The 23,420-nt window shown below is 70.8% G+C and carries 24 protein-coding genes and 1 pseudogene; 17 read left to right on the top strand and 8 right to left on the bottom strand.

Annotation, left to right across the window (positions count from 1 at the left end; genetic code table 11):
* Positions 1–59: 59 nt before the first annotated feature.
* Both E4A53_RS13640 and E4A53_RS13635 read left to right on the top strand, forming a co-directional pair.
* Positions 60–590 (top strand): hypothetical protein, encoded by a 531-nt coding sequence (locus tag E4A53_RS13640; protein WP_136163663.1) that lies wholly within the window; start codon positions 60–62, stop codon positions 588–590.
* Positions 587–1,081 (top strand): DNA-deoxyinosine glycosylase, encoded by a 495-nt coding sequence (locus tag E4A53_RS13635; protein ID WP_136163662.1) that lies wholly within the window; start codon positions 587–589, stop codon positions 1,079–1,081. Before E4A53_RS13640 ends, E4A53_RS13635 begins: the two co-directional genes overlap by 4 nt.
* Here the strand turns inward: E4A53_RS13635 and ung are convergent.
* The 4 genes from ung to E4A53_RS13615 form a co-directional block, all read right to left on the bottom strand.
* Positions 1,038–1,766, bottom strand: a complete 729-nt coding sequence (gene ung, locus E4A53_RS13630; protein WP_136163661.1) for a uracil-DNA glycosylase — start codon at positions 1,764–1,766, stop codon at positions 1,038–1,040. The genes E4A53_RS13635 and ung overlap by 44 nt on opposite strands.
* Positions 1,751–2,146, bottom strand: coding sequence for a ribose-phosphate pyrophosphokinase (locus tag E4A53_RS13625; protein ID WP_136163660.1), 396 nt, complete (start codon positions 2,144–2,146; stop codon positions 1,751–1,753). Before E4A53_RS13625 ends, ung begins: the two co-directional genes overlap by 16 nt.
* Complete coding sequence (locus tag E4A53_RS13620; RefSeq protein ID WP_136163659.1) at positions 2,143–2,892, bottom strand: sulfite exporter TauE/SafE family protein; 750 nt, start codon at positions 2,890–2,892, stop codon at positions 2,143–2,145. Before E4A53_RS13620 ends, E4A53_RS13625 begins: the two co-directional genes overlap by 4 nt.
* Before the next feature lie 120 nt (positions 2,893–3,012).
* Complete coding sequence (locus E4A53_RS13615; protein WP_136163658.1) at positions 3,013–3,258, bottom strand: hypothetical protein; 246 nt, start codon at positions 3,256–3,258, stop codon at positions 3,013–3,015.
* A gap of 208 nt (positions 3,259–3,466) precedes the next feature.
* On the opposite strand from E4A53_RS13615, the gene E4A53_RS13610 reads away from it, so the two are divergent.
* From E4A53_RS13610 to E4A53_RS13600, 3 genes are read left to right on the top strand one after another with little or no spacing between them, the layout of a single operon-like run.
* Positions 3,467–4,201: an ImuA family protein gene (locus E4A53_RS13610; RefSeq protein WP_239018311.1), complete on the top strand. Its 735-nt coding sequence runs from the start codon at positions 3,467–3,469 to the stop codon at positions 4,199–4,201.
* The gene (locus E4A53_RS13605) at positions 4,116–5,735 is read left to right on the top strand and encodes a DUF6504 family protein (RefSeq protein ID WP_136163657.1); all 1,620 of its coding nucleotides are present in this window, start codon (positions 4,116–4,118) and stop codon (positions 5,733–5,735) included. Before E4A53_RS13610 ends, E4A53_RS13605 begins: the two co-directional genes overlap by 86 nt.
* A complete protein-coding gene (locus tag E4A53_RS13600; RefSeq protein WP_136163656.1) occupies positions 5,732–8,866 on the top strand; it encodes an error-prone DNA polymerase in 3,135 nt (1,044 codons plus the stop codon). Before E4A53_RS13605 ends, E4A53_RS13600 begins: the two co-directional genes overlap by 4 nt.
* On the opposite strand, the gene E4A53_RS13595 is transcribed toward E4A53_RS13600, so the two are convergent.
* Positions 8,859–10,145 carry an MFS transporter gene (locus E4A53_RS13595; protein WP_136163655.1) on the bottom strand — a complete coding sequence of 429 codons (1,287 nt, stop codon included), beginning with the start codon at positions 10,143–10,145 and terminating at the stop codon, positions 8,859–8,861. The two genes, E4A53_RS13600 and E4A53_RS13595, sit on opposite strands and share 8 nt — an antisense overlap.
* A gap of 22 nt (positions 10,146–10,167) precedes the next feature.
* Positions 10,168–11,103, bottom strand: coding sequence for a ribose-phosphate pyrophosphokinase (locus E4A53_RS13590; RefSeq protein ID WP_136163654.1), 936 nt, complete (start codon positions 11,101–11,103; stop codon positions 10,168–10,170).
* A gap of 153 nt (positions 11,104–11,256) precedes the next feature.
* Here E4A53_RS13590 and E4A53_RS13585 point away from each other — a divergent pair, with 153 nt between their 5' ends.
* From E4A53_RS13585 to ribH, 7 genes are all read left to right on the top strand, one after another.
* The gene (locus E4A53_RS13585; protein ID WP_136163653.1) at positions 11,257–12,585 is read left to right on the top strand and encodes a glutamate--tRNA ligase; all 1,329 of its coding nucleotides are present in this window, start codon (positions 11,257–11,259) and stop codon (positions 12,583–12,585) included.
* Positions 12,586–12,734: 149 nt separating this feature from the next.
* Complete coding sequence (locus E4A53_RS13580) at positions 12,735–13,442, top strand: energy transducer TonB (protein ID WP_136163652.1); 708 nt, start codon at positions 12,735–12,737, stop codon at positions 13,440–13,442.
* 155 nt (positions 13,443–13,597) lie between these two features.
* The gene (locus tag E4A53_RS13575) at positions 13,598–13,951 is read left to right on the top strand and encodes a hypothetical protein (protein ID WP_136163651.1); all 354 of its coding nucleotides are present in this window, start codon (positions 13,598–13,600) and stop codon (positions 13,949–13,951) included.
* Positions 13,948–14,919, top strand: a complete 972-nt coding sequence (gene ribD, locus E4A53_RS13570; protein ID WP_338055001.1) for a bifunctional diaminohydroxyphosphoribosylaminopyrimidine deaminase/5-amino-6-(5-phosphoribosylamino)uracil reductase RibD — start codon at positions 13,948–13,950, stop codon at positions 14,917–14,919. Before E4A53_RS13575 ends, ribD begins: the two co-directional genes overlap by 4 nt.
* A 4-nt stretch (positions 14,920–14,923) precedes the next feature.
* Positions 14,924–15,532, top strand: coding sequence for a riboflavin synthase (locus E4A53_RS13565; RefSeq protein ID WP_136163649.1), 609 nt, complete (start codon positions 14,924–14,926; stop codon positions 15,530–15,532).
* Positions 15,519–16,673, top strand: a complete 1,155-nt coding sequence (gene ribB / locus E4A53_RS13560; protein ID WP_136163648.1) for a 3,4-dihydroxy-2-butanone-4-phosphate synthase — start codon at positions 15,519–15,521, stop codon at positions 16,671–16,673. Before E4A53_RS13565 ends, ribB begins: the two co-directional genes overlap by 14 nt.
* A complete protein-coding gene (ribH, locus tag E4A53_RS13555) occupies positions 16,673–17,095 on the top strand; it encodes a 6,7-dimethyl-8-ribityllumazine synthase (RefSeq protein WP_136163647.1) in 423 nt (140 codons plus the stop codon). Before ribB ends, ribH begins: the two co-directional genes overlap by 1 nt.
* A gap of 96 nt (positions 17,096–17,191) precedes the next feature.
* Here ribH and E4A53_RS13550 read toward each other — a convergent pair whose 3' ends face one another.
* Positions 17,192–18,274, bottom strand: coding sequence for an alkene reductase (locus E4A53_RS13550; RefSeq protein WP_136163646.1), 1,083 nt, complete (start codon positions 18,272–18,274; stop codon positions 17,192–17,194).
* Positions 18,275–18,330: 56 nt separating this feature from the next.
* On the opposite strand from E4A53_RS13550, the gene E4A53_RS13545 reads away from it, so the two are divergent.
* The 4 genes from E4A53_RS13545 (at position 18,331) to feoB (ending at position 22,221) form a co-directional block, all read left to right on the top strand.
* Positions 18,331–19,260 (top strand): DMT family transporter, encoded by a 930-nt coding sequence (locus E4A53_RS13545; protein WP_136163645.1) that lies wholly within the window; start codon positions 18,331–18,333, stop codon positions 19,258–19,260.
* A gap of 121 nt (positions 19,261–19,381) precedes the next feature.
* The gene (locus tag E4A53_RS13540; RefSeq protein WP_420822630.1) at positions 19,382–20,044 is read left to right on the top strand and encodes a COQ9 family protein; all 663 of its coding nucleotides are present in this window, start codon (positions 19,382–19,384) and stop codon (positions 20,042–20,044) included.
* A gap of 60 nt (positions 20,045–20,104) precedes the next feature.
* Positions 20,105–20,368, top strand: a complete 264-nt coding sequence (locus tag E4A53_RS13535; protein WP_136163644.1) for a FeoA family protein — start codon at positions 20,105–20,107, stop codon at positions 20,366–20,368.
* Positions 20,365–22,221, top strand: coding sequence for a ferrous iron transporter B (gene feoB / locus E4A53_RS13530; RefSeq protein WP_136163643.1), 1,857 nt, complete (start codon positions 20,365–20,367; stop codon positions 22,219–22,221). Before E4A53_RS13535 ends, feoB begins: the two co-directional genes overlap by 4 nt.
* A gap of 180 nt (positions 22,222–22,401) precedes the next feature.
* Here the strand turns inward: feoB and E4A53_RS13525 are convergent, their stop codons facing one another.
* The gene (locus E4A53_RS13525) at positions 22,402–23,055 is read right to left on the bottom strand and encodes a hypothetical protein (protein ID WP_136163642.1); all 654 of its coding nucleotides are present in this window, start codon (positions 23,053–23,055) and stop codon (positions 22,402–22,404) included.
* Positions 23,056–23,093: 38 nt separating this feature from the next.
* On the opposite strand from E4A53_RS13525, the pseudogene E4A53_RS14730 reads away from it, so the two are divergent.
* Positions 23,094–23,420 (top strand): annotated as a pseudogene (locus E4A53_RS14730) (hypothetical protein); the annotation flags it as partial.

Genomic DNA, 23,420 nt, shown 5'->3' with positions numbered 1-23,420 from the left:
GGTGCGCGGGCGCCGCCGCCATGGCATGCTGCGCCCGTAACCGGACGGGAGGATGCCCTATGACCGCAGCACGTCATGTCATACCCTTCGCCGCCGCATTGCTTTGCGCGGCGTGCAGCGGCGGCGGCAACCACGCCGCCACCGTGGACGCCAACGGCACCGCCGAAGCGGCGGAGAACATGGCGGGCGCCGCCCCCGCCGACACCACGGCACCGGCGACCGGCGACGCGGCGGCACTGGCCGGCTATGTCGGCAAATACCCGTTCGATGAAGTCGGCGGCGCGACTTTCCTCGCCAACCCGCTGGTGACCGGGGCGGTGACGGCGGCGGTCGGCGACAAGGCGGTGCTCGACTGGGTGCTCAATCCCGGCGCCGGGCCGAGCGGGCCGATCATCCTGAAGGATGGCAGGCTGCTCTCCACCGGTTGCCAGGCGCATAACTGCGGCGACCATCGCTGGACGATCCTGATCGACCCGGCCGGAACGGCGGCGCAGGTCTGCTATCATGATGCCGAGACGATGGGCGAGGCAGGCCAGTGGTACAGCGGCGGCAAGCGCGAGGCGCGCACCGACCTTTGCCCACAGGAATGACGCGGGAGCAGGCATTCCCCCCGGTCGTCGACGAACGGACGCGACTGCTGATCCTCGGCAGCCTGCCGGGGCGGCGCTCGCTCGACGCCCGACAGTATTACGCCAATCCCGGCAACCGTTTCTGGGCGCTGGTCGGCATGGTCATCGCCGTCGATCTGCGCGCGCTGGCTTATCCGGCGCGGCTGGATGTGCTGCGCGCCCACCGTATCGGCCTGTGGGACGTGATCGCCGCCGCCGAGCGGCAAGGCAGCCTCGACAGCGCGATCCGCAACCCGGAACTGCGCGATCTGGCGGCCATGGCCGCGACCCTGCCGGGACTGACGACGATTGCGTTCAATGGCGTCAAGGCGGCAAGCACCGGGTTGCGGCAGCTCGGTGCGGCGGCGGCGCGCTACCGGACGCTGACCCTGCTGTCGAGCAGCGGTGCCTGCGCCGTCCGGGCCGAGGTCAAGCAGGCGGACTGGCTGCGGCTGCGAGACTGTCTGACATAGGGTTTTCGGGCAATGCCCAATCGATCGGCTCGCGGCCGTGGCTTTCGAGGAAGGCGTTGGCCTTCGAGAAATGGCGGCAGCCGAAGAAACCGTTATGGGCGGACAGCGGCGACGGATGCGGGGCCTTCAGCACCAGATGGCGACGCTGGTCGACGAACGCCGCCTTTCGTTGCGCGTAGCTGCCCCACAGCATGAACACGACCGGCTGCGGGCTGTCGTTGACCAGCGCGATCACCGCGTCGGTGAAGCGTTCCCATCCTTGCCCCTGGTGCGCCGCGGCGCGGCCCATCTCGACGGTCAGCACGCTGTTCAGCAGCAGCACGCCCTGCCGGGCCCAATGTTCCAGAAAACCGTGGCGCGGCGGGGTCAACCCCAGGTCGCTGTGCAGTTCCTTGTAGATGTTGACCAGCGACGGCGGCGTACGCACCCCCGGCTGCACGCTGAAACACAGGCCGTGCGCCTGGCCGGCGCCGTGATAGGGGTCCTGCCCCAGGATCACGACACGCACCGAGTCGAGCGGCGTCAGGTCGAGCGCGCGGAAATACTCGCCGCCCCGCGGGAAGATGCGTTTGCCGGCCGCCTTTTCCGCCAGCAGGAAGCGCTTCAGCGCCTGCATGTAAGGGCTGGTGAATTCCGGCATCAGCGGCGTACGCCAGCTTTCGTGCAGTTTCACGTCGTCGGCCATCGGCTTTCCTCCCGCCTGGTCGCCTGCCAATAGGCGAAGGCGGCTTGCTGTTCCTTTCGTACCAGCGCCCGCGCCGCCGGGCCTGTCCAGTCCCCGTCATAGCCGAGAGCCAGCGCCCGGCCCCCCGTCCACCAGCCCTGGCCCGGCAACCCATCGCTTTCGCGCACGACCAGCACCGCCAGGCCGGGCTCGCTCTGCGCTACGCCAAGCCGGTCGATATGGTCGAGCGTCTTGCACAGCGCCCGCATCTTCGGCCGGGTGAAGCGCAGGCCAAGCCGGCCGAGCAGACCGGAATAGCTGACCGCCTCCCCCGCGCGGGCGGCAGCGACCAGCAGCGCGCGGATCCGTTCGGCATCGGCAAGGACGGCGGCATCGGTCACGGCCAGGCATCCCACAACAATTTCGAACCAAGCGCCACCATCAGCACATAGAGCAACGTGTAGAATAGCGGGCCGCTGACCCGCCGGACCAGCCAGACGCCGGCGAAGGTCGACAGCAGCGCCACCGGCAGCAAAGCCGCGGCGATGGTCAGGTTCTCGCGCGTGAACTGGCCGAGCGCGGCATAGGCCGGCACCTTCGCCCAGTTGACCAGCGCGAAGACGATCGCGCTGGTGCCGACATATTCGAGGTGGGGCAGCCGCTTCGGCGCCACCCACATCTGAAAGGGCGGACTGCCGGCATGGGCGATCTGGCTGGCGAAGCCGGTCGCGACCCCGAACAGGCCACCGACCCATTCCGGTCCGCCGGCGGGTATCGGAATCCGGCCGCGCCGCTCGATCCACAGGCGTGACAGGCCGAACAACAGGGTGACGGCGCCAACCGCCGCCATCACCGCGCGCTCGCTGACCAGCGCGGCCATCGCCCAGCCGAGGGCTACGCCGACCAGCGCGCCGGGCAACATGACCAGTACGATCCGCCGGTTCCAATGCGCCCGGAAACACCAGACGCTGACGATGTCCTGGACGATCAGGATCGGCAGCAGGATCGCCGCGGCAGCGACCGGCGAGATCGCCAGCGCCATGATCGGCGTGCCGAGCGCGCCCAGTCCGGCGAAACCGCCCTTGGCCAGCCCGACCAGCGTCACCGCGACACAGGCGGCGACGATGAAGGCGGGATCGTGCGGCATGGCCGCGCCTTAGGCCAGAGCCCCGCGCAAGGCCAGCATGGGAGGCGGCGGACCCATATGAAAAACGCCGCGACCCGTGAGAGCCGCGGCGTTTTCTACAACGGATCGACGGTCAGCGAATCAGGCGCTGGCCGGCTTGTCGTCGTCGCTGGCGATCACGATCACCGCGACCACCGCGGCGACGGCGAGGGCGATACCGATCAGCGCGCCACCGGCGAGCTTCGAGCTGTCCTCGGTGGCAGCGGCGACGCGGCTGTTCTGCGCGACCGACAGGCGCGAGGCGGAGGTTGGAACCGCCGCAAGCGCCGGCGCGACCGACATGGTGAAGGCGGCTAAAGCGGCTGCGACCGTACCCAATTTCTTCATAGAGACCTCCAGTGCATTGAACTCAGCGCAGAATCGCTACTGCATATGACGGAGGCACGCCATAGAAATTTATGACGTTCGTCCTCTTTTTCCAACGCGATAACGTTGCCCGCCAAAGCCGCTCGACTCTTTTCTAATGAGAACATAATAAGAACAAATGGACTCCGGCGCCACACATCCCGTTGACCTGCCATCCGAACTTGCCGCCTTGCGTGCGCGCATCGCCGCGCTTGCCCCGGCGACGGACGCGACAGCGACCGCGCTGCCTTTCGGCGTCGCGGCGATCGACGATCGTCTGGCGCATGGTGGGTTGGCGGGCGCTGCGCTGCACGAAATCGCGCCGGCCAGCCCGGCCCTGGGCGACGACGCGGCAGCGACCCTGTTTACCGCCGGCATTGCCGCGCGGGCAGCCGCCACACGGGGGATGCCGGTGCTGTGGGTGATAACGCACCGCGATCTTTTCGCTCCCGGCCTGGCGCTTGCCGGCCTTGGCCCCGAGCGCCTGATCCATGCCGAAGCCGACGCCGAAGACGGTATGCTGGCGGCGGTGGAGGATGGGTTGCGGCACGGCGGGCTGGCCGCCGTCATCGGCGAGACGGGACGAGTCGGCATGGCCGCGCTGCGCCGGCTGCAACTGGCGGCCGCCGAAGGCGGAGGACTGGCGCTGCTGCTGCGGCGCTGGCGGCGGACGGGTGCCGACCCGCTGGCGGCGCCGTCGGTCGCGGTCAGCCGCTGGCGGATCGGCTGCGCGCCATCGGCGCCGCTGCCGGTGGCCGGCGTCGGCCGGCCGCGCTGGCAGGTTGCGCTGGTCCGCCAGCGCGGCGGCCCCGGATGGGAAGGACTGGTGGAGGGCTGCGATGCCGAGGGTCGCCTCGCTCTGCCTGCCGGACCTGGCGATCGAGCGGCTTCTGCCGGGCGATGGCCGGGCCGGCGGGCAGCTTGATCCGCCGCGCCCGGCGGCACCGCCCCCGCGCAACGACGGCTGGCGGCCCGGCGCGCGCTGGGCCAGCGCCCCCACCCCTGTGCCGCCGGAACGACCGGCCGGCGACGGGCGGCCGCCGCTCGCCACCGTGTGCCGTGACGGGCAGCGCCGCATCCTTGCCGCGCTATCCGCCGCCGCGCGCGCGGCGGGGTTGATGCCAGGCATGGCGCTCAGCCAGGCACTGGCATTGGCGCCGGACCTGATCGTTCGCGCGGCCGACCCGCCGGGCGATGCCGCGCGATTGACCCGGCTGGCGCTCCACGCCGCCCGCTGCTGGAGCCCGGTCACCCAGGTTTGCGGCACGGACGGCCTGTGGCTCGACATCACCGGCTGTGCCCATCTGTTCGGCGGCGAGCGGGGCATGGCGGCGCATATCCTGCGTTTCTGCGCCCGAATCGGCCACCATGCGCGCATCGCCATCGCCGACAGCGTCGGGGCCGCCCATGCTCTTGCCCGGTTCGGCGAAGCGGCGCTGACCCTGTGCCCGCCGGGCGAACAGGCGCGGATGCTGGCCCCGCTACCGGTGGTGGCGTTGCGCCTCGACCCCGCTCTCCTTGCCACGTTGCGGCGGCTGGGCATCGACACCGTCGGGGCGCTGGCCACCTTGCCGCGCGCGCCGCTCGGCCGGCGTTTCGGGCAGGAGGTGCTGCTCCGCCTCGACCAGGCGTTCGGGCGCGTGGCCGAACCGATCGCGGCGATCGTCCCAGGCGACGCGCCCGCCGCGACGCTGCGCTTTGCCGAACCGATCGCCGATGCGGCGGCGATCCAGGCCGCGGTGACCCGGCTCACCGCGGAGCTGGCTGGCCGACTGGCCGAACGCGGGCTTGGCGCCCGCCTGCTGCGGCTGGACGGGGTGCGCGTCGACGGCGCCGACCAGTGCATCCTTGTCGGCACCGCCCGCGCCAGCCGCGATCCGGCGCATCTGGACCGGCTGTTCAGGCTCAGGCTGGAAAGGATCGAGCCGGGTTACGGGCTGGACACGCTTCGCCTTGTCGCGTTGCGCTGCGAAATTCTGGCGCCGCAGCCGATCGCCACCGGACCCGAAACCGACCTTGCCCCGCTGATCGACCGGCTGGCCGGCCGGATCGGCACCGGCCGCATCTACCGGGTCGGCGCCGTCGAGAGCGACGTGCCGGAACGCAGCATCCAGCGGGGCAACCCGCTGGTCGTTCCGCCCGGCTGGCCGGATCGCTGGCCACGGCCGGTGCGGCTGCTGTCGCCGCCGGAGCCGGTCGACCATGTGCTGGTCGAGCTGCCCGATCTGCCGCCCCGCCGCTTCCGCTGGCGCGGCAGGCTCTACACGGTAGCGCGCGCCGACGGGCCGGAACGGATCTATGGGGAATGGTGGAAACGCCCGGCGGAGGCCGAGGCGGTCCGCGACTATTTCCGGGTCGAGGACGAGACGGGTGCCCGTTTCTGGTTGTTCCGGCGCGGCGACGGCGAGGATGGGCGTAGCGGCGACATGCGCTGGTATCTGCACGGTCTGTTCGGATGAGCGCCGTCTATCACGAACTGCACGTCACCAGCCATTACAGCTTTCTGCGCGGCGTTTCGGCGCCGGACGATCTGTTCGAGACCGCCGCCATGCTCGGCCTGCCGGCGCTTGCCATCGTCGATCGCAACAGCGTTGCCGGGCAGGTCCGGGCCTTGCTGGCGGCGGAGCGGACCGGGGTGCGCCACATCCCCGGCTGCCGGATCGATCTGGTCGGCGGCGATTCGCTGCTCGTCTGGCCGGAGGACCGGGCCGGATGGGGGCGGCTGACCCGGCTGTTGACCGCCGGCAAGGCGCGCGCCGACGCCCAGCGCGGAGAGAAAGGCCATTGCTTCCTCCACTGGGAGGATGTCGCCGCCGCCGCCGACGGACTGGTCGCCGCCTTCGTCCCCGACGAGGCCGATGCAGCGACCGAAGGTGCGCTGGCGTGGATGGCGGACCTGTTCGGCGAGCGCGCCCATATCGCGCTCAGTCTGCGCCGCCGCCCCGGCGACGCGCTGCGCCTGCACCAGCTGGCCGCGCTCGGCCGGCGGTTCGGCATCCGGCCGCTGGCGACCGGCGACATCCTCTATCATCACCGCGATTTGCGGATGCTGCAGGATGTCGTCACCGCAATCCGCGAGAAGTGTACGATCGACGCGCTCGGTTTCCGCCGCAAGCGCTATGCCGACCGTCATCTGAAAGGGCCGGAGGAGATGGCGCGGCGCTTCGCCGACCACCCGGATGCGGTTCGCGCCACCGCCGTCATCGCCGAACGCTGTGCCTTTTCGCTGCGCCAGCTATCCTATCAATATCCCGACGAGATCCTGTTTTCGGGCCGTTCGCCGCAGGTGGCGCTGGAGCAACTGACGCGTGCGGCGCTGGCGCGGCAATTCCCCGGCGGCGTGCCGCCCGCTTATGCCAACCAGTTGGAGCATGAACTGAAACTGGTCGGCGCGAAGGGTTACGCACCCTATTTCCTGACCGTCAATTCGATCGTCAGCTTCGCGCGCAGCCAGGAAATCCTGTGCCAGGGGCGCGGATCGGCGGCCAATTCGATGATCTGCTACGTCCTCGGCATCACCCCGATCGACCCGATCTTCCACACATTGCTGTTCGAGCGGTTCATCTCGCCCGAGCGCGACGAGCCGCCCGACATCGACGTTGATTTCGAGCATGAGCGCCGCGAAGAGGTGATCCAGTGGATCTACGATACCTACGGCGAGCAGCATGCGGCACTGACCGCGGTGGTCAGCCGCTATCGTGGGCGCGGGGCGATCCGCGAGGTCGGCAAGGCGCTCGGCCTGCCGGAAGACATGACCGCCGCCCTGTCCACCCAGATCTCCCACTGGGGGGAAAAGGGGGTGAAGGCGGAGGATGCCGCCGCGCTCGGCCTCGACCCCGGCGAGCCGCGGCTGGCGCTGGCGCTTGAACTGGCCGCCCGGCTGATCGGCACGCCGCGCCATCTGTCGCAGCACCCCGGCGGTTTCGTGCTGACCCGCGACCGGCTCGATTCGCTGGTGCCGATCGAACCGGCGGCGATGGAGAAACGCCGGGTCATCGAATGGGAAAAGGAGGACATCGAGTCGCTGGGCTTCATGAAGGTCGACATATTGGGGCTGGGCATGCTCGGCTGCCTGCGCCGCGCCTTCGCCCTGCTCGCCGCCCACAAGCAGATCGAGATGACGATGGCGTCGGACGTGCTGCAGGCCGACGACCCCGCCGTTTATGCGATGATCCAGAAAGCCGACACGCTCGGCACCTTCCAGATCGAGAGCCGGGCGCAGATGAGCATGTTGCCGCGCCTGAAGCCGAAGACATTCTACGACCTGGTCATCGAGATCGCGATCGTCCGGCCCGGGCCGATCCAGGGCGACATGGTCCACCCCTATCTGCGCCGGCGCGAGGGCAAGGAGGAGCCTGAGTATCCGAGCGAGGAATTGCGCGCGGTCCTCAAAAAGACACTGGGCGTGCCGCTGTTCCAGGAGCAGGCGATGAAGGTGGCGATCGTCGGCGCCGGCTTCACCGCGGCGGAGGCGGACGCGCTGCGCCGGTCGATGGCGACGTTCAAGATGACCGGCGGGGTCAGCCGTTTCTACACCAAGCTGGTGGAGGGGATGGTGGCGCGCGGCTATCAGCGCGATTTCGCCGAGCGCACATTTCGCCAGATCGAGGGGTTCGGCAGCTACGGCTTTCCCGAAAGCCACGCGGCGAGCTTTGCCCGGATCGCCTATGCCTCCTGCTGGTTGAAGCACCATCACCCCGACATTTTCTGCGCGGCGCTGCTGGGTGCCCAGCCGATGGGCTTCTACGCTCCGGCTCAGATCGTCCGCGACGCGCAGGCGCACGGCGTGACGGTGCATCCGCCCTGCATCAACGCCAGCGATTGGGATACGGCCGTCGAGACCGGAACGGACCGGCTGCGGCCGCTGCGCCTTGGCCTGCGGATGGTTCAGGGCCTGGCGGAAAGCCATGCTACCGCGATCCTGGCGGCGCGCGCAAACGGACCGTTCGCGTCCGTCGAGGCGGTGCAGCGCCGCGCCAAAGTGCCGGTGGCGGCGATCGAGCGGCTGGCGGAGGCGGACGCCTTTGCCTGCCTCGGCGTCGACCGGCGGCAGGCGCTGTGGCAGGCACGCGGGCTTGGGCTCGGCGCGCTGCCGCTGTTCGCCGCGCTCGACGGGCCGGAAAGCGCAGAGCCGGCCGTCGCCACCCGGCCGCTCGGTCCCGGCACGGAAGTGGTCGAGGATTATCGCGCGATCCAGCTATCGCTGCGCGCCCATCCGGTCAGCTTCCTGCGCGCGCGGCTTGGGCGGCATGGCGTCATACCGTGCGCCGCGCTGGCCAATGCGCGCGACGGGCAGGCGGTGGAAGTCGCCGGCATCATCCTGGTCCGCCAGCGGCCGGGCAGCGCCAAGGGCGTGGTGTTCGTCACCATCGAGGATGAAAGCGGCGTCGCCAACGGCGTCCTGTGGCCCGACCGCTTTCAGGCGCAGCGGCGCACCCTGTTGTCGGCGACGATGATCGGCATTCGCGGGCGGGTGCAGCGCGAAGGGCTGGTGATCCACGTCGTCGCCGACCACATCGTCGATTACAGCGGCTGGCTGCGCGACGTGGGCGACGAAGGATTCCGGGTGCAGACCCGCGATTTCAAATGAGCGCCGCCGGCCGTTCCTCCGCCTGCCCCGGCCCGATCGCGGCGAGCCCGGCCAGGCTGAGCAGCCCAGCGGCGGCAAGATAGGCGCCGACCAGGCCCAAGCCGCCGTGATCGGCCAGGGTGGTGGCAAGGAACGGCGCCAGCGAACCGCCGAGGATGCCGCCGACATTGAACGCTACCGACGCCCCGGTGTAGCGGACCAGCGGCGGATACAGCCCCGGCAGGAAGGCGCCGAGCGGCCCGTAGACGAAGCCCATCACGAACAGGCCGAAGGCGAGGAACAGGAAGACCGCCGGCAGACCGCCGCCAAGCAGCGGCGCCAGCGTCAGGCCGGAGAGCAGGGTGCCGATGCAGCCGACGACCAGCACCCGGCGGGGGCTGCTGTGATCGGCCCACCAGCCGGCGAGGACGATGCCGACCGCCATGAACAGGATCGCGCCGAGCTGGAGCGACAGGAAGGTCTCGCGCGGGATCCCCCGTGTCGTCGTGCCGTAGCCGAGGGCGAAGGCGGTGGTCAGGTAGAACAGCGCGAAACAGGCGACGACCGCGAAGGTGCCGGCGAAGGTCGCGCGCAGATGGTGGCGGAAGACGGCGGCCAGCGGGATGCGCGGCGGCGCTTCCGCCTTCAGCGCGGCGGCGAAGGCCGGGGTCTCGACCAGCCGCAGCCGCACCCACAGGCCGAGGATGACGAGCAGCGCGCTGACCAGGAACGGCAGCCGCCAGCCCCAGGCAACGAAATCCTCCGCGGTGAGCAGCAGCCCGAGGATCAGGAACAGCCCGTTGGCGGCGATGAAGCCGAGCGGCGCGCCGAGTTGCGGCACCATGCCGAAGCGCGCCTTCCAGCCCGGCGGCGCATTTTCCACCGCGAGCAGCGCCGCGCCGCCCCATTCGCCGCCCAGCCCAAGCCCCTGGCCGAAGCGCAGCACGCACAGCAGCAGCGGCGCGATCCAGCCGGCGGTGGCATAGGTCGGCAGGAAGGCGATGGCGAAAGTCGACGCGCCCATCAGCATCAGCGAGGCGACCAGCGTCGACTTGCGGCCGACCCGGTCGCCGTAATGGCCGAAGACGAAGGCACCGAGCGGCCGGGCGATGAACGCCAGGCTGAACGTCGCATAGGCGCTGAGCAATTGCGCGGTCGGCGAGCTGGCGGGGAAGAACAGCGGCCCGAACACCAGCGACGCCGCCGTCGCGAACACGTAGAAATCGTAAAATTCGACGGTGGTGCCGACCAGGCTGGCGAACAGGACGCGGCGGGTCGGGTTGATCGCGTCCTGGTTCATCCCCCGGCCCCCCTTCGCCGTATCAGTCGAACAGCGACGAGACCGAGCTTTCGTCGGCGATTCGCTTGATCGCCTCCGCCAGCAAGGGTGCGATGGTCAACGTGCGCAGATGGGCGGCGCCGTTCGCCGTTTCCGGCAGGCCGATCGAGTCGGTGACGACGAGTTCGGTCAGCGTCGATGCCTCGACCCGGGCGACGGCACCGCCCGAGAGCACGCCGTGGCTGACATAGGCGACGACGTCCTTCGCGCCCGCTTCACGCAGCGCGGCGGCGGCGTTGCACAGCGTGCCGGCTGAATCGACGATGTCGTCGACCAGCACGCAGAAACGGCCGGTGACGTCGCCAATGATGTTCATCACCTCGCTCTCGCCCGGACGCTCGCGGCGCTTGTCGACGATCGCCAGCGGCGCGTTGTTCAGCCGCTTGGCGAGCGCGCGAGCACGGACGACGCCGCCGACATCGGGCGAGACGACCATGATATTCTCTCCGCCGAAGCGGGCCTGGATGTCGGCCGACATCACCGGGGCGGCGTAGAGATTGTCGGTCGGGATGTCGAAGAAACCCTGGATCTGCCCGGCGTGGAGGTCGAGGGACAGGACGCGGTTGGCGCCGGCGACGGTGATCAGGTTGGCGACCAGCTTGGCCGAGATCGGCGTGCGCGGGCCGGGCTTCCGATCCTGGCGGGCATAGCCGAAATAGGGGATGACGGCGGTGATCCGCTTGGCCGAAGCACGCTTCAGCGCGTCGATGCAGATCAGCAGCTCCATCAGGTTGTCGTTGGCCGGGTAGCCGGTCGACTGGAGGACGAAGACATCCTCGCCGCGGACATTCTCGTGGATCTCGACGAACACTTCCTCGTCGGCGAAGCGGCGGACCGCGGCGTCGGTCAGCGGCATTTCGAGATAGTCGGCAATGGCGCGGGCGAGCGGCAGGTTCGAATTGCCCGACATCAGTTTCATTGTGCGCGGTCCCCGTGAGCAGTCGGCAAGCCTCTTAGCAGCGTCAGCGGCGGGGGGAAGGGGGTGCGGGTTTCCAGCTAGGTTATCGGGGTATTATCGGGGTCGGGGAATGGAAGCTTCCTACAGGCGGGGGCGTTGGTCTAGAGGCCGGCGATGACCGTCGTCACCCGCTTCGCCCCGTCGCCGACCGGCCGGCTGCATGTCGGCAACGTCCGCACCGCCGTCCACAACTGGCTGTGGGCGCGCAAGCATGGCGGGCGTTTCCTGCTGCGCATCGACGATACCGACACGGCGCGGTCGGAGGAGCGGTTCGTCGCCGCGATCCGCGCCGACCTGGCCTGGCTGGGCCTGGCGCCGGACGGCGAGACGCGGCAGTCGGCGCGCGGCGCGCTGTACGAGGCGCGCTTCGCCGAACTGCGCGCCGCCGGGCGAGTCTACCCGTGCTACGAGACGCCGCAGGAGCTGGAGCTGAAGCGCAAGATCCGGCTGGGCCGGGGGTTGCCGCCGGTCTACGACCGCGCCGCGCTGGCGCTGGGCGCGGCCGAACGCGCGGCGCTGGAGGCGGAAGGGCGCCAGCCGCACTGGCGGTTCAGGCTGGACCATGACGCGCCGATCGCCTGGGACGACATGGTGCGCGGGCCGCAGCATTTCGACCCGACGCTGCTCAGCGACCCGGTCGTCCGCCGCGCCGACGGATCGTGGCTCTACATCCTGCCGTCGGCGATCGACGATGTGGATATGGGGGTAACCCATGTCGTGCGCGGCGAGGACCATGTCTCCAACACCGCCGCACAGGTGCAGATGTTCGCCGCGCTCGGCGCCACGCCGCCGGCCTTCGCCCATGAAGCGCTGCTCGTCGGCAGCGAGGGCAAGCTGTCCAAGCGGCTCGGCGCGCTGGGCATCGATGCGCTGCGCGACGCGGGGATCGAGCCGCAGGCGATCGTCGCGCTGCTCGCCCGCATCGGCACCGCCGATCCGGTCGAGCCGTTCGCCGACCCCGCGCCGCTGATCGCCAGCATCGATTTTTCGCGCTTCGGCCGCGCCCCGGCGCGGTTCGACGAGGCGGAGCTGGCGGCGCTCAGCGCCCGGATCATCCACCAGCTCGACCACGCGGCGGTCGCCGACCGGCTGCCCGAGGGCATGGGAGCGGAGGGCTGGGCGGCGATCCGCCCCAACCTGCGCAGCGTCGCCGAGGCGGCCGAGTGGTGGCGCATCGTCACCGGCCCGTTCACCCCGCCACCCGTCGCCGAGGCGGACCGGCCGCTGCTCGCCGCCGCCGCCAAGGCCGCGCGGACGATCGACTGGGCCGCCGACCCGTGGCACGCGCTGACCGGCGCGGCGAAGGCGGCGACCGGGCGCGGCGGCAAGGCGCTGTTCCTGCCGCTGCGGCTGGCGCTGACCGGCCGCGACAAGGGGCCGGACATGGCGGCGCTGCTGCCGCTGATCGGCCGCGAGGCGGCGGTCGCGCGGCTGGAGGGGTAGCGCCGGGCACGTCACATACCCCGTGGCGGGGAGATCCCGGCTTTCGCCGGGATGACGGCGTGGCGGAAAGGGGTTTGTCGCGGAACCGTTATGTTGTAACATCCCAATGCGACGCCGCGAGGGCGTGGCGCCGCCGGAAGGAGGGTGTCATGCACGATGGAGGCTTAGAGTTTGTCCGCTTCAAGCGGAATCGGCACCGCCTGAAGCGGACAGGCTTCGTTCACCACAAACCCCGTTCCCCAGCGACGCTAGCCGGGATCGTCGCGATCCATGCCGGGGTGATCGCCGCGCTGGTGCTGATCCGCAGCGAGTATGTGTCGCCGGTCAACGGCCCGTTCCCGATCAGCTTCTATCCCGCGCCGACGCCGCCACCGCCGGCCCCGGAGCTGGAGCCGGAGCCGCGCGCCAGGACCGACCGGCCAGTCGACAGCCGGACGCCGGTGACGGCGACCCCCGACGATTCGGCGATCATCCGCGTCGACCGGAGCGCGCCGATCATCCCGACGGGCGGCGATGCCGGCACGGCGGAGCGGATCGAACCGCTGCCCCTGCCGACGCCTGCGGCGCCGGTGCTGGTCGAGGCGACGCCCGACCCGCGCCATGCCGAGGCGTTCCAGCCGCCCTATCCGCCGGCCAAGCAGCGGCTGGGCGAGGAAGGCCGCGTTATCCTGAAGGTGCTGATCGGCACCGACGGGCGGGTGAAGGCGACCGAGATCGTCGTATCGGACGACCCGGCCTTTTCCGCCGTCACCGTGCGGCAGGCGATGACCCGCTGGCGGTTCCGCCCGGCGACCCGCGACGGCGTTGCCGTCGAGGCGTGGCGGACGATGACCGTCCGGTTCGAGATGCGGCGGTAACGTGGAAGGGGCGGCGATCCGGGCACCCCCGGGTCGCCGCCCGCCCGGGCGGAGGTCCATGGGATGGATTGCTTCGCCGCGCGCGCAATGCCGGCGGGGCAAGGGAGAGCGGAAGCGGGTGGCATCCGGGCGCCGCACCGCCTATCTACGCGGCGATGAGTTTCCTGCGCTTCTTCAATGTCGCCGCCGCGCTTCGCGATCTCGGCCAGCTTCTGACGAGGCGGCGGAAGTATGATCTGCTGTTCGCCGGCCTGGCAGTCGCCATCACCGGCACGGTGATCGTCGGCTTCTACCTCGACGGTTTCATGAACATGATGCCGCCGTGGAAGCGCGAGATCATCTATATCGAGAGCTGGCCCGCCGACCGCAGCCAGGCCGAGATTCTGGCCCAGCAGAAGATCGACATGGAAAAGAAGAAGATCGAGGACGCCAAGCTGGAGGCGGAACGCAAGAAGCGGCAGGCCGAGTTCAAGAAGATCGACGACGCGCTCAACCGGTGGGGCCTTTGACCGCCGATGCCCGTTTCATGGCCGCCGCCGTCGCGATCGGCCGGCGCGGGCGGGGCCGGACCGCCCCCAACCCCAATGTCGGCGCGCTGATCGTCAGCGACGGGCGCATCGTCGGGCGCGGATGGTGCCAGCCGGGCGGGCGCCCCCATGCCGAGGCGATGGCGCTGGCCGAGGCGGGCGCGAAGTCGCGCGGCGCGACTTGCTACACGACGCTGGAACCCTGCGCCCACGCCAGCCCGCGCGGCCCGGCATGCAGCACCCTGCTGGTCGCCGCCGGCGTGGCGCGGGTGGTCGGCGGCATGGTCGACCCGGACCCGCGCACCGCCGGCGCCGGCTATGCCCGGCTGCACGACGCCGGGATCGCGGTGACCGACGGGGTGCTGGCCGATGCCTGCGCCGCCGCGATGGAAGGTTTCCTGACCCGGCAGCGGCTGGGCCGGCCGCACGTGACGCTGAAGCTGGCGATGTCGCTGGACGGCCGCATCGCGCTGGCCGACGGCAGCAGCCGCTGGATCACCGGCGCGGCGGCGCGCGCGCATGCCCATCTGGAGCGCGCCCGCGCCGAGATGATCGTCGTCGGGCGCGGCACCCTGGCCGCCGACGCGCCGGCGCTCGACGTGCGGCTGGACGGGCTGGAGGGGCTGAGCCCGCGCCGGGCGGTGCTGAGCCGCGATCCGGCGCCGGACGGCTGGGAGGGGCTGCCCGCCCCCGGCGCGATCGCGGCGCTGGAGCAGGTCGACCATCTGCTGGTCGAGGGCGGGGCGGAGGCGGCCGCCGCCTTCCTCGCCGAGGATCTGGTCGACCGGCTGCTGCTCTACCGCGCGCCGATCCTGATCGGGGCCGGGCGGGCGGCCGTCGGCGATATCGGCCTGACCGACCTGGCCGCCGCCCACGGGCGCTGGCGCCCGGGCGATGCGCGGATGCTTGGCAGCGACCGGATCGAGGTTTACGAGCGCCAGCGGAGCTGACCCAATGTTCACCGGCATCATCACCGACATCGGCCGTATCGAGGCCGTCGAGGCGCGGGGCGACCGCCGCCTGACCATCGCCTGCAGCTATGACATGGCGAGCGTGGCGATCGGCGCGTCGATCGCCTGTTCCGGCGCCTGCCTGACCGTGGTCGAGAAGGGCGAACGACATTTCGCCGTCGACATTTCCGCCGAAAGCATCGCCCGCACCGCGCCGGGGATGTGGGACGCGGGCCGGCGGCTGAACCTGGAACGGGCGATGCGGGTGGGCGACGAGCTGGGCGGCCATATCGTGACCGGCCATGTCGACGGCATCGGCCGGATCAGCGGGCTGCGCGACGAGGGCGATTCGATCCGCCTGACGGTGACGACCGGCGCCGCGCTGGCCCCCTACATCGCCGCCAAGGGATCGATCGCGCTCGACGGCGTGTCGCTGACCGTCAACAGCGTCGAGGACCATGGCGCCGACACCGCCTTCGGCCTGAACATCATCCCCCACACCGCCGCGGCGACGACGTTCGACGACCTGTCGATCGGCCGCGACCTGAACATCGAAATCGACATCCTCGCCCGCTATCTGGGCCGCATGGAGCAATATCGTGCCAAACGCTGATCCGAAGATCGCCCGCATCCGCCACGCCTTCCTGTCCAGCCCGGACGAGATCATCGACGAGGCGCGCAACGGGCGGATGTTCATCCTTGTCGACGACGAGGACCGGGAGAATGAGGGCGACCTGGTCATCCCGGCCCAGATGGCGACCCCGGACGCGATCAACTTCATGGCCAAGCACGGGCGCGGGCTGGTCTGCCTGGCGCTCGCCAAGCAGCGGGTCGAGCAGCTTGGCCTCGACCTGATGAGCCGCAACAACGGCACCCGGCACGAAACCGCCTTCACCGTGTCGATCGAGGCGAAGGACGGGGTGACGACAGGCATTTCCGCCGCCGACCGCGCCCGCACCGTGGCGGTGGCGATCGACGCGTCGAAGGGGCCGGAGCATATCGTCACGCCGGGCCACGTCTTTCCGCTGGTCGCGCGCGAAGGCGGGGTGCTGGTCCGCGCCGGGCATACCGAGGCCGCGGTCGACGTCGCCCGGCTGGCCGGGCTGAACCCGTCCGGCGTGATCTGCGAGATCATGAAGGACGACGGGACGATGGCGCGGATGGACGACCTGGTCGCCTTCGCCCAGCTCCACAACCTGAAGATCGGCACGATCCGCGACCTGATCGCCTATCGCCGGCGCAACGACCACCTGGTCGAGAAGCGGGCGGAAATGCGCTTCACCAGCCGCTGGGGCGGCGAGTGGACGGCGATGACCTTCTACAACAAGGCGAGCGGCGACGAGCAGATCGCGCTGGTCAAGGGGCGGATCGACCCGGCGAAGCCGACGCTGGTGCGGATGCACGCGCTGTCGATGTTCACCGATGCGTTTGGCGAGGATTCGCCGCGCGGCGGGCTGCTGCCGCGCTCGATGGAGGCGATCGCCGCGCATGGCGCCGGCGTGATCGTCGTCATCAACCGCCGCATGGCCGACGGCGTGACCCGGGCGATGCGCGCGCGCGTCGCCGGCAAGGCCCCTGGCGCCCCGGAATTCGAGGAGCTGCGCGATTACGGCGTCGGCGCCCAGATCCTCGCCGAGCTGGGTGTGCAGGACATGATCCTGCTGACCAACACCCGCCACATGCTGGTCGCGCTCGACGGCTATGGCCTGTCGATCGTCGGCGAGCAGGCGATCACCGGCGGCGAGGCCGAGTGATGGCGCGGATCCTGATCGTCGAGGCGCGGTTCTACGCCCATCTGAACGATCTGCTGCTGGAAGGCGCGCGCGCCGCGATCGAGGCGGCGGGCCACCGGCACGAGACGATCACCGTCCCCGGCGCGCTGGAAGTGCCCGGCGCGGTGGCGCTGGCGGCGGAGACCGGGCGTTACGACGCGTTCGTCGCGCTCGGCGTGGTGATTCGCGGCGAGACCTATCATTTCGAGCTGGTCGCCAACGAAAGCGCGCGCGGGGTGATGGCGCTCAGCCTTGACGGGCTGGCGATCGGCAACGGCATATTGACCGTCGAGAACGAGGCGCAGGCGCTGGCCCGCGCCCGGCCCGACGACAAGGACAAGGGCGGCGACGCCGCCCGCGCCGCCATCGCCATGCTGGGCCTGAAGGAACGGTTCGGAGGGTAGAGGCCGGCGCCGGGCGGCGCCCTCGCCCGGCCTCCCAACGACAGTATCGTGAAATGGGAGGCCGGGCGGGGGCGTGGGCCGGTGCGGAACTCGGATTCAGGCCGGCACCAGCGCGGGGTAGTCGGTATAGCCCTCCGCGCCCTGGCTGTACCATGTCGCCATGACGTCAGGGTTGAGCGGCGCGTCCGCCGCCAGCCGGGCGGGCAAGTCCGGGTTGGCGAGGAAGGTGCGGCCGAAGCTGATCGCGTCGGCAAGGCCGGAATCCAGCGCCTGCTGCGCCTGTGCGCCGCGATAGTCGGAATTGAGCACCAGCACGCCGTCGAACGCGCGGCGGATCGCCGGCGACTGGCGCGGCTGGTCGGTGCGGCCGAAGGTGCCGTCCGGCCCCGGCTCGCGCAGCTCGAGAAAGGCGATGCCGATCCGCGCCAGCGCCTCGGCGGCGAGGGGGAACACGGTTTCCGGCGCGCTGTCGATCACCCCCTGGCTGTCGCCGTTGGGCGAGAGGCGGACGCCGGTGCGATCGGCGCCGACCGCGTCGACCACCGCCTCCGTCACCTCGCGCAGCAGGCGGATGCGGTTTTCCGGGCTGCCGCCATAGGCGTCGTCGCGCAAGTTGCTACCGTCGCGCAGGAACTGGTCGATCAGATAGCCGTTGGCGGCGTGGATCTGCACCGCGTCGAAGCCGGCGGCGCGCGCGTTGGCGGCGGCGGCGCGGTAATCGTCGAGCAGCCGGGGGATGTCCGCCAGTGCCAGCGGCCGCGCCTCGGCATAGGGCTGCTTGCCGGCATAGGTGTGGGTCTTGCCCGGCGCGGTCGTCGCCGAAGCGGAGACCGGCGGCGCGCCGTCGAGGAAATCGGGGTGGACGATCCGCCCCATGTGCCAGAGCTGGGCGGCAATCCGCCCGCCGGCGGCGTGGACGGCGGCGACCACCGGTTTCCACGCCTCCACCTGCGCCGCCGTCCACAGCCCCGGCGCATAGGGCCAGCCCAGCCCTTCCCGGCTGATCCCGGTCGCCTCGCTGATGATCAGGCCGGCGGCGGCGCGCTGGGCGTAATAGGTCGCCATCAGCGGCGTCGGCACATGATCGCGGGTGGCGCGGCCGCGGGTCAGCGGCGCCATCAGGATTCGGTTGGGCGCATCGACCGCGCCGATGCGGATAGGATCGAACAGACTGGGCACGCACTTCTCCCGATTTTAGAGCGAGACGGGAAACAGATAGGAGGTTAGAGGGCCGCATGCACCCGCCGGTCAACCTGACGCCGCCTTTCAAGGACCGGCCTTATGCGAAACCGGTGCGTTTCGCCTTCGCGGCGCTGCTGATCGGCAATATCGCGCTGGCCTTCGGCCCGCTGTTCGTCCGCATGGCGACCGACACCGGCGGCATCGGGCCGATCGCCGCCGGATTCTGGCGGCTGGCGCTGGCCGCGCCGATGCTGCTGCTGCTGACCCGCGCGACCGGCCAGCCGATCGGCCGGATGAGCCGCACGCTGTGGGCGATGCTGGCGGTCAGCGGCGTGCTGTTCGCCGGCGACCTGGCAAGCTGGCACCTGGGCATCATGCACACGACGCTGGCCAATTCGACGCTGTTCGGCAATTCGACCAGCCTGATCTTCCCGCTCTACGGCTTCATCGCCGCGCGCGCCTGGCCGACGCGCTCGCAGGGCGTCGCGCTGCTGCTGGCGGCGGGCGGCGCCGCGCTGCTGCTCGGCCGGTCGTACCAGCTATCGACCGCCAACGTCGCCGGCGACCTGCTCTGCCTGCTCGCCGGCGTGATGTATGCCGGCTACCTGATCGTGCTGGAGCGGGCACGATCGACATTGCGGCCGTGGCCGGTGCTGGCGCTGTCGACCGTCGCCGGCACCCTGCCGATGCTGCTGTTCGCGATGCTGATGGGCGAGGCGATCCTGCCGCGCGACTGGACCGCGCCGATCATGCTGGCGATCATCAGCCAGGTGATCGGCCAGGGGCTGATGATCTACGCGCTCGGCAACATCCGGCCGCTGGTCATCGGCCTGGCGTTGCTGACCCAGCCGATCGTCGCCGCGACGATCGGCTATGTCGTGTTCGGCGAGACGCTGGGCGCGCTCGACATCGTCGGCGCGGTGGCGATCGGCGCCGCGCTGGTGCTGGTCCGCGAGCGCCGGCCGCGCCCGGCGACGGGCTGAGCGGTGGAGATGCCGGCGTTCGCCGGCAGGACGCGGTGGCGCGTGACGGGATGGCGCGTGACGGGGGTGGATGCGGGGCGGTGGAGGCTCTAGAAGCGGACAGGCCCAAAGGCTGGACGTGATGGCGATGCTTCCCGACGACCCGACACTGGACGAGATCCGCGCGCATCTGGCGCCGCGGCTGGCCGCGCATGCCGCGTTCGACGGCTGGCGCCCGGCGGCGATCGACAGCGCGGCGGCGCAAGCGGGCGTCGACCCGGCGGTGGCGCGCCTTGCCTTTCCCGGCGGGGCGGTGGCGATGATCGACGCCTGGTTCGAGAGCGTCGACCGGGCGATGACGGCGGCGCTGCCGCCGGAGCGGCTGGCGGCGATGAAAGTGCGCGAACGCATCCGCGCGCTGGTCATCGCCCGGCTGGACGCGGTCGCCGGCGAGCGCGAGGCGCTGCGCCGGGCGATCGCGGTGCTCGCCCTGCCCGCCAACATCCCGGCCGCGACGCGACTTGGCTGGCGGACCGCCGACCGCATCTGGCGGCTGGCCGGCGACACCGCCGCCGATTTCAACCATTATAGCAAGCGGCTGACCCTGTCGGCGCTCTACACCGCGACGATCCTGGTGTTCCTGGACGACGAGAGCCCGGATTTCGCCGACACCCACGCCTTCCTCGACCGGCGAATCGCCAATGTCATCGCCTATGAGGCGGCGAAGGCGCGCCGCGCCCAGCGCCGCGCCCGCCGGCCCAGCCTGTCCCGCTTCATCGGCCGGCTGCGCTATCCGGTGGCCTGACCGGCGCAAGGCGCGCAAGGCACTGGTATTGCCTTCTCGTTATTGATAATCGCTTGCAGCATGAGCGCCTCATCATCGCCGCTTCGCCTTGACGAGCTGCCCCTGCGCCGGGCGGCCCACATCCTGTCGATCGACTGGGGCCGGCTGGCCGCCAGCGAGGCGCGCCGCCTGCGCGAGCTTGGCTTCGACGAAGGCGTTCGGATCGAGGCGCTGCACCGCGGCGGCCTGTTCAGCCGCGACCCGATCGCGATCCGCGTCGGGCGGATGACGGTGGCGATTCGCCGCGCCGTCGCCGCCGCCGTTTCGGTCAACCCGGCGCCATGAACCAGCCCCCCCTCGTCGCGCTGGTCGGCAATCCCAACGCCGGCAAGAGCGCGCTGTTCAACGCGCTGACCGGCGCGCGCCAGAAGGTCGGCAACTATCCCGGCGTCACCGTCGAGCGCCATTCCGGGCGGATGGCCCTGCCCGACGGGCGACCGATCGAGCTGGTCGACCTGCCCGGCACCTACAGTCTCGACCCGTCCAGCCCGGACGAGGCGGTGACCCGCGACGTGGTGACCGGCAGCCAGGCCGGCGAGCGCCTGCCGGCGGCGATCATCGTCGTCGTCGACGCGTCCAACCTCGACAACCACCTGCGCTTCGCGCTGCAGTTGATCGGGCTGGGCCGGCCGGTCGTCGTCGCGCTGAACATGATCGACCTGGCGCGGCGCGACGGGCTTGAGATCGACGCCGGCAGGCTGTCGGCGGCGCTGGGCGTGCCGGTGGTGGAAACGGTGGCGGTACGCAAGCGCGGCATCGACGAACTGAAAGCGGCGGTGGCGGCGCTGGTCGGCGACGGCGCGGCGCCGGCCGGCACCGCGCAACCGCCGGTTCCGGCCGATATCGTCGCCCTGCAGCGCCGGGCACGGGCGATTTCCGCCGAGGCGACGCTGAGCGAGAGCACCGGCCGCCGGATCAGCCATCGCATCGACAAGGTCACGCTGCACCCCGTGCTGGGGCCGATCATCCTGGCGGTGCTGATGTTCGTGATGTTCCAGGCGGTGTTCGCCTGGTCGGAGACCCCGATCGGCTGGATCGAGGACGGGATGCAGTGGCTGGCCGAAGCGACGACGGCAACGCTGCCGGAAGGCTTCATCCGGTCGCTGCTGGTCGAAGGGGTGATCGCCGGCGTCGGCGCCGTCGTCGCCTTCCTGCCGCAGATCCTGATCCTGTTCTTCTTCATCCTGCTGCTCGAGGCGTCGGGCTACATGGTCCGCGCCGCCTTCCTGATGGACCGGCTGATGGCGCGGGTCGGCCTGTCCGGCCGGGCGTTCATTCCGCTGCTGTCGTCCTTCGCCTGCGCGGTGCCGGGGATCATGGCGACGCGGACGATCGAGGACCCGAAGGACCGGCTGACCACGATCCTGATCGCGCCGCTGATGACCTGTTCGGCGCGGCTGCCGGTCTATACGCTGATCATCGCCGCGTTCATCCCCAACCGCGCGGTCGGGCCGGGCATCGGCCTGCAGGGGCTGGTGCTGTTCATCCTCTACATCGCCGGGATCATCGGCGCGCTGGTCGTCGCGCTGATCCTGCGGAGCACCGTCACCAAGGGCGGCGGCGGCGGTTTCCTGATGGAAATGCCGAAATACCAGTGGCCGCGGCTGCGCGACGTGCTGATCGGCCTGTGGCAGCGGGCGATGATCTTCCTGAAGCGCGCCGGATCGATCATCGCCGTCACCACCGTGATCCTGTGGCTGCTCGCCAGCTTCCCGGTCGCGCCCGGCGGCGAGAAGCAGAGCGAATATTCGTTCGCCGGGCGGATCGCCACCGGCATCGAGACGGTGGTCAGCCCGATCGGCTTCAACCACGAGATATCGATGGCGCTGCTGCCGGCGATGGCGGCGCGCGAGGTCGCGGTGGCGGCGATCGCCACCGTCTATGCGATCGACGCCGGCGACGAGGCGCAGATGACGATGGCGCTGGAGGACCGGCTGCAGGGCAAATGGTCGCTGCCGACGGCGCTCGCCTTCCTCGCCTGGTTCATCTTCGCGCCGCAGTGCATATCGACGATCGCCGTCACCCGACGCGAGACCAACGGCTGGAAATGGCCGCTGTTCATGGTCTCCTACCTGTTCGTCGTCGCCTATCTGGCGGCGGGCGCGACCTATTGGACGGCGACCGCGCTGGGGCTTTAGGACGGCTCGCCATTCAGCTCTGGCGGCCTGCAAATGGCGGCTTTTCGACTCGCCATCTTCTGAATGACGATCCGTCCTGGAGCATGGTCATTCCCGATAGGATCGTCATCCCGGCGCAGGCCGGATGACGGGAAGGACGGGATTGCCGCGCCGCTGCGCGGCTCGCAATGACGGGCCAGACTAAAGGTGCGTTTCGACGCGGGTGCCGGCGATCGTTGCGAACGGCAGGGCGGCGGCGCCTTCCGGCGTGAAGGCGACGGTCAGCCGGCCCGGCGCGAAGGCCAGGGTGGCGTAGGTGACGCGCGGGTGGGCGCGCGGGGCGATTCGGCCGGTGGCGCCGGTCATCGTGACCAGCAGCGCCGGGACGGAGGCAGCGGGGGCGGCGCCGCCCCGGACGGCGCAGCTGGCTGGATCGGCCTCCACCCGCCCGGTCGCGGCGCCGGCATCGCCGCCGAGGCCGAAGCGGGCGACGGCGAGCCGCAGCGTTGTCGCGCAGGCGAAGGGCAGGCGCGGGAACAGGCTGGCGGCGAGCACGCCGCTGGCGCTGCCGGCGACCGATTCGAACAACGTGGCGCCGGGGCGCAGCCGCACCCGCCCGGCGAGCGCGGTGCCGGCGCCGTCGATCCGGAAGGCGGCGGCATAACCGAAACCGGCGAGCGAGCGCAGCGGCGCCCAGCGCCAGCTTGCCACCTCCCCGCCCGCCAGAACCGCCCGGCCGCGCCACAGCGTGCCGCCGACCGATGCGATGTTGGTCGCCGGCCCCGGCTCGACTATAAGCCGGGCGGGCGCCGTGGCGACGAGTCCCGCCAGATAAGCCAGGGCGCCGATCGTCACCAACGCGCGCGGGCGGCTGAGCAGCGACCGGGGAAAGAATGAATCGACGGCAGATGCTGCGGCTGATGCGATCGGGCCTTGTCCTGTCCACCACCGCATATGCGCTTCCCCTTCGCGCGGCCGGCAAGGCCAGGCCGCGGCGTGTGCTCGCCGGCCTGCTGTTGCCGCTGAGCGGCGCGAACGCAAGCCTTGGCCGCATGATCGAGCGCGCGGCTTCGCTGGCGGCGGCGCCGAACCCGAAGGCGGAGGCAATCCCAGCCTTCGACACCGGCGGCAGCGCGGAAGGCGCGGCGGCGGCGGCCGAGGCGGCGATCCGCGCCGGCGCCGGGCTACTGCTCGGCCCGCTCGGCGCGGCGGAGGTGCCG

This window comes from Sphingomonas flavalba, from assembly GCF_004796535.1.
Taxonomy (GTDB): Bacteria; Pseudomonadota; Alphaproteobacteria; order Sphingomonadales; family Sphingomonadaceae; genus Sphingomonas_L; species Sphingomonas_L flavalba.
Note: the sequence above shows the minus strand (reverse complement) of the source record. Positions and strands in the feature narration are given on the sequence as shown.